Below are 6,321 nucleotides of genomic sequence, written 5' to 3'. Positions count from 1 at the left end.
TATTGACATTAAGTCCTAATAAGCGTCCTTTCTACCAACAAGGTCAAAGAGCTATGAGACTTATTCTGTCTGCATTCTAGCCCTTTTTGTAGCCCCTTAAGGCCTCTTACGCTACATCCGCCAGGAGTTTGTTACGTCTGGAATTTCCGAAGAATCTGTGATTGAAACCTTGCTTGAGAAAGGCAGAGTATTGCTATTGTTCGATGGGATGGATGAAGTTCTTAACCAAGAGAGTAATGCTGTCTTAAGAGAAATTCGCAGATTTTCTGATAAATATCACAAAAATCGGTTTGTAGCGACCTGTCGAACGGCAGCTAAAAAGCTCACACTCCGGGGCTTTACCGATGTTGAGATTGCCCCATTTACCTCTGAACAAATCCGCGCCTTTGCTCGAAAATGGTTTGTGGCATTCACCAAGACAAATACTCAACATGGACAGGCACAATCCATTCAGTTTATTCATAAGCTAGACTTACCTGAAAACTGGCAATTTCGCCAACTCGTGATCACACCCCTATTTTTGCATCTGGCCTGCTGGGTGTTCCACGGTCAGGAAAAATTTCCCACTAAGCGGACTGATTTTTATAAGCAAGGGCTAGATTTACTCTTGGGCAAATGGGATGAAGCTAGAGGCGTTGAACGGGATGATGTTTACCGAGGGTTTTTATTACCACAAAAGCTCAAGTTATTAAGTCAGATAGCAGCCGCAACGTTTGAAGGGGGTCAGTACTTCTTTGAGCAACGGGTTATTGAGCAATATATCAGTGACTATATTCGGAATCTGCCTGAGGTGGCAATGGAGCCAGAGGAACTGCAATTAGAAAGTGAAGCGGTACTCAAGGCGATAGAAGCCCAACATGGGCTACTGACAGAACGGGCGCGAGGAATTTTCTCCTTCTCTTATCTGGCGTTTCAAGAATACTTTACGGCGAGAAAAATCGTTGCCAGCCATAACCTCCAGGCATTAGAGCAAGCTCTGGCAGGATTAGTCAGTCACATCACTGACCCTCACTGGCGCGAAATCTTCTTGTTGACAGCTGCCATGCTTCGGAGTGCAGACGGGCTGGTGCAGTTGATGAAACAACACATCGATGCACTAGTTGCCCAAGACCCTTACCTCCAAGAATTTTTGACATGGGCAAGCCAAAAATCTCTGACTACCCCGTCGCCACCACAAGTGGCGAGTACCCGTGCATTTTACCTTGCCCTTGCCCGGAATCCTCACATAGCTCCTCACTTCACCCTAGCCTGCACCCTAGACCAGGGAATGCTTCTGGATGCCGTGTTAGATAACTTACTGCTGGAATGTGCAATCGACCGCAGCCAAGATTTTGCCTATGCTCATGCCTGTGGAGATGCTCTCTCGAACATTCTGAGCATTGTCTTGGATGCTGGACTGCATAAATCTCTACAACAACTTCAAGAGCAATTGCCGAATCCTAATCAAAACCAAGAAAAATTTCAAGTATGGTGGCAGGCACACTCTTCAGCTTGGATTGAACAATTAAAAATGACGATCGCTAATTATCGTAATATTAACCACCATTGGCAATTTAGCCAACAGCAACAGCAAGTGCTACAACGCTACTATGATGCCAATCAGCTATTGCTCGATTGCTTGAATAGCAATTGTGAGGTGACATCTGCAATTAGGCAAGAAATTGAAGCAACTTTATTGTTGCCTCAGAAGGAACTTGAAGATAGGGAATGGCAATAGGCATTGATATCAATTCGCAATTCGCAATTCGCGGCGGACGCTCATACCATTTCACCAAATAAATGATACAAATATTTTCTCCTCTGCTCCCCTGCCCCTCTGCCCCCCTGCAGACTATTTGTATCAAACTGAAAGTGAAACGGGATCAGTCAATGACTCATCAATTCACCACGCAAAATTGTAACTGCTTGTCCAGAGAGCAGGACGCGATCGCCACCATCATAATCTAATTTCACGACACCACCACGGCTGGATGCTTGATAAGCTAAGAACGTATTTTTATTTAAGCGATCGCGCCAGAAAGGAGCAAGACAACAGTGGGCAGCACCAGTTACCGGGTCTTCATCAATTCCTAATCTAGGTGCAAAAAAGCGAGAAATAAAATCATATGGAGAATCAGGGTTAGTTTTACTAGTAACAATTACACCATCTACAGGTAATGTTTTGAGTAGTTGAAAATTAGGCTGCATTTGCCTGACTAAATCTTCTGATTCCACTTCTACAAGATAGCCGAGGGAATTTTGGTAAACAGATGTGCAATTTATACCTAAAGCATCGCCTAGTTGTGGAGATGCGATCGCTGCTTGCGATCGATTTGCCGGAAAATCTAACTCAATCCATGCATCTTGGCATTTGGCAATCAGTAACCCGCTTTTCGTATAAAAACGTGCCACTTCATCGGTTGACAAATGTCCTTCCGACCAAAGCACATGGGCGCTAGCTAAAGTTGCATGACCACAAAGCGGAACCTCAACGGTTGGCGTGAACCAACGCAGATTAAAGCCATCATCCTGTTTAATTAAAAAAGCTGTCTCAGACAAATTCATCTCCTGCGCTACCTGCTGCATCCAGCGATCATCTTTTGGTGCAGGCAAAACACAGACAGCCGCAGGGTTGCCGGCAAAAGGTGTATTGGTAAAGGCATCAACCTGGGTAATGATTTGTGTCATATAGCAATCCTATTTGATTTACAAATTACTCGTGGGGGCAGGCAATAGGCAATAGTCAATAGGCAATAGGTTTGTTTGGATTTCATTTAGGCTTGCTATAGAATTACTTTAGTCAGCAAACTATAGGTGCATAAGATAGTTACGCAGTTCAATTACTCGAACAATCTAAACATCTCAGCAGTAATGTAGAAATTAGTAATACTATTTCTATCAGCACAAGTCAATGCTAAATCAAGACGTGAACTTGAAAACCAAAACCCTCAAAACAATCTTTGCTACTATCCACTTAGGGCTGATTTCTCTAGGATTAGTTAGCTGCGTTGTTCAGGCACCCAAATTACCCGAAGCAACTTCGCCACAAAAAGAGCAATATAACAATCAAAATCAGTCACAGCCCAGAGAAGATCGCAAAAAAGATGATGATGATCACGACGATGACAATAACGACAAAGACAATGATAAAGATAACGACAATGACTAAATAACAATCTTATTCAAGTTTTAATTTATGGTTATCCACAACATTTCTAGTTCCCTGGCTGATACCCTACGCCACAGGCGGCAAAAACTGGCGCAACTAATTGATTTTCCCGTGATTCTATGGTCTGGCGGTAGCAGTCCCCGTAACTTTCCAGCTAACGCCTATCCATTTCGCGCCAGTAGTCATTTTCTTTATTTTGCGGGATTGCCTCTACCTAATGCCGCTATTCGTCTCGACACAGGGAAGCTAGAGTTATTTATGGATGATCCTACGCCCGCCAGCACCTTGTGGTATGGAGAAATGCCCACACGCAGCGAAATTGCCGAGAAGATAGGTGCAGATGTCGCTAGAACTATGTCTGAATTGAAACATCGAGGTAGGGATGCAGCCTCAATACCTGTGCAGAATTACCAGACTAGTTTTGTACAGTCTCAAGTGCTGTGGCGGCAGATATCTTCACCTTATGACTTAGAAGGGTTAGATCTGGAGTTAGCTAAGGCAATTGTAAAATTACGCCTTACCCACGATGCAGAAGCCTTAGCCGAGTTACGCCAAGCTGCGGCGGTGAGTGTTGCAGCACATAAAGCGGGGATGGCTGCGACACCCAAAGTCAAACTAGAGGCAGAAGTCCGGGCGGCGATGGAAGGGGTAATTATTAGCCATAATATGACCACTTCTTATAACAGTATCGTTACCGTTCGTGGGGAAGTTCTGCATAATGAGGTGTATCATCACCATCTGCAACCAGGAGATTTACTACTGGCTGATGTCGGTGCAGAAACCGAAATGGGTTGGGCGGCTGATATTACCCGGACTTGGCCTGTATCTGGCAAGTTTTCTGCGACGCAACGGGATATTTATGATGTTGTATTAGCGGCTCATGATACTTGCATTGCTAAAATTCGCCCTGGGGTGGAGTATAGAGATATTCATTTGTTAGCTGCAACGGTGATTGCGGCAGGATTAGTAGATTTAGGGATTTTGCAAGGTCATCCTCAAGATTTAGTCGAGATGGATGCCCATGCGCTGTTTTTTCCCCACGGAATTGGGCATTTATTGGGTTTGGATGTTCATGATATGGAAGATTTGGGGGATTTAGCGGGATATGAAGAGGACAGGAGAAGAAGCAGCCGCTTTGGTTTAGGCTATCTGCGTTTAAATCGTCCCCTACGCGCAGGAATGTTAGTGACTATCGAGCCGGGATTTTATCAAGTTCCAGCAATCTTAAATGATGCCCAAAATAAAATCAAATATCAAGATGTGGTGAATTGGGAACGGTTAGCACAATTTGCTGATGTCCGAGGAATCCGCATCGAAGATGATGTTTTAGTTACCGCCGAGGGTAGCGAAGTTTTAACATCTGCCTTACCAAATGATGCTGAGAGTGTAGAAAATCTTGTTCAAGGTTGAATTAAAGAAAGCAAAATTTTCATACCAACGCTATACACTTGTCACAAATGTGCAACAAACGCTGTCTACCTTAGAAATATATTTAAATACCATTTCAGACAGCAATGCAAGACCAAATACCAGACGGCAATAACTTATTAAATAGGAGTTCTGAGACCAAATACCGCCATCCAGCACCTTGGAAGAAGGCCGCTGCTTCTCTATCGCTAGTGCTGCTGGGATCGGGTATGACAATGGCTGGAGGTTATTTAGCTAATCACCAACAGCAGGTATCGCAAACTGCATCGAATTTAGCATTGAGTCGAGTCAATGCAGCACCACCACTACCAGCTGCTACAGATCCTAATTTTGTGACTAAGGTCGTGCAGCGAGTCGGGCCAGCAGTAGTACGTATTGATTCTTCTCGCACTGTCAAAACCGAAATCCCAGAACAGTTCAAAGACCCATTTTTCCGCCAATTTTTTGGTTCGGAAATACCAGACTCTCAAGAAAAAGTAGAACGAGGTACTGGTTCCGGGTTTATTATCAGTGGTGATGGCAGAATTCTTACCAATGCTCACGTTGTTGATGGTGCTGATACAGTAACAGTTATTCTCAAAGATGGGCGTAGTTTTAAAGGTAAGGTATTAGGAAAAGATGAATTAACTGATGTCGCAGTTGTAAAAATTCAAGCCGATAATTTACCAACAGTCACCTTGGGTAACTCAGAACAATTGCAACCAGGAGAATGGGCGATCGCGATCGGCAACCCCTTAGGATTAGATAATACTGTTACTACAGGTATCATTAGTGCCACCGGACGCAGTGGTAATCAAATCGGTGCGGCTGATAAGCGTGTAGATTATATTCAAACTGATGCAGCAATTAACCCTGGTAACTCTGGCGGGCCGCTACTAAATGCCAATGGTGAAGTAATTGCTATGAATACAGCTATTATTCAAGGAGCGCAAGGCTTAGGTTTTGCTATTCCCATTAATACAGCGCAACGCATTGCTAATCAACTTATTACTACAGGTAAAGTTCAACATCCTTATCTGGGAATTCAGATGATTGGCTTAACACCACAACTAAAGGAAAATATTAATTCCGACCCCAACAGTGGATTGAATGTTGACGAAGATAAAGGGGTATTAGTTGTCAAAGTTATGCCTAATTCCCCCGCAGCCAAAGCCGGAATACGGGCGGGTGATGTGATCGAAAAGCTCAATGGTAATACTGTTACAGAAGCTGGTAGTGTACAAAAAGCAGTAGACAGTAGCCAAGTAGGGACAGATGTGCGTCTAGAGTTACGTCGTCAGGGACAAACTCTGAATTTATCTGTACGACCAGGAGCTTTCCCATCTCAAGTGCAGTAATATCGTGACCAAATAATTCGTAATTCGTAGTTCGTAATTCGTAATTGCGAACAAAATTAATAATTAATTCATTATTTCAAGCCCCTAAATTTATTCATGGGGTATTAATTACGACGTGAGTTCGATGAACCTCTCCCCAACCCCTCTCCGACGCGGAGAGGGGCATAAATCTTCCTAGTTTTGAACGAAAAAAACAAGTTTTGAAAGCCTCTCTCCTTGCAGGGGAGAGGTTTGGAGAGGGGTTTTTAACATCCGTCGAACTCACGTTAATTACGAATTACGAATTGGAGCCAAGCGACTTGACCAGCTTGCGGGGGGACAAAATGGTCTAGAATGCTTATCTTACAAAGAGTGTAGCAATTTGTGGTAAAAGAAAAAGAGCATTTATTCGCAATAAGCTCTATTTAA

General features: G+C 43.6%; 4 protein-coding genes and 1 pseudogene. 4 read left to right on the top strand and 1 reads right to left on the bottom strand.

Going from position 1 to position 6,321, the window contains the following annotated elements; translation table 11 throughout:
- Positions 1–103: 103 nt before the first annotated feature.
- Positions 104–1,717 (top strand): annotated as a pseudogene (locus H6G76_RS35785) (NACHT domain-containing protein); the annotation flags it as partial.
- A 149-nt stretch (positions 1,718–1,866) separates the two neighbouring features.
- Here the strand turns inward: H6G76_RS35785 and H6G76_RS35780 are convergent.
- Positions 1,867–2,667, bottom strand: a complete 801-nt coding sequence (locus tag H6G76_RS35780; protein WP_190710934.1) for a PhzF family phenazine biosynthesis protein — start codon at positions 2,665–2,667, stop codon at positions 1,867–1,869.
- Positions 2,668–2,890: 223 nt separating this feature from the next.
- On the opposite strand from H6G76_RS35780, the gene H6G76_RS35775 reads away from it, so the two are divergent.
- From H6G76_RS35775 to H6G76_RS35765, 3 genes are all read left to right on the top strand, one after another.
- On the top strand, positions 2,891–3,148 hold the full coding sequence (locus H6G76_RS35775) for a hypothetical protein (RefSeq protein ID WP_190710933.1): 258 nt from the start codon (positions 2,891–2,893) through the stop codon (positions 3,146–3,148).
- A gap of 27 nt (positions 3,149–3,175) precedes the next feature.
- On the top strand, positions 3,176–4,558 hold the full coding sequence (locus H6G76_RS35770; protein ID WP_190710932.1) for an aminopeptidase P family protein: 1,383 nt from the start codon (positions 3,176–3,178) through the stop codon (positions 4,556–4,558).
- Between the two features lie 104 nt (positions 4,559–4,662).
- A complete protein-coding gene (locus H6G76_RS35765; protein WP_190710931.1) occupies positions 4,663–5,913 on the top strand; it encodes an HhoA/HhoB/HtrA family serine endopeptidase in 1,251 nt (416 codons plus the stop codon).
- The last annotated feature ends 408 nt before the right edge of the window (positions 5,914–6,321 follow it).

Source organism: Nostoc sp. FACHB-152, from assembly GCF_014697475.1.
In the GTDB taxonomy this organism is placed as follows: Bacteria; Cyanobacteriota; Cyanobacteriia; order Cyanobacteriales; family Nostocaceae; genus Nostoc_B.
Note: the sequence above shows the minus strand (reverse complement) of the source record. Positions and strands in the feature narration are given on the sequence as shown.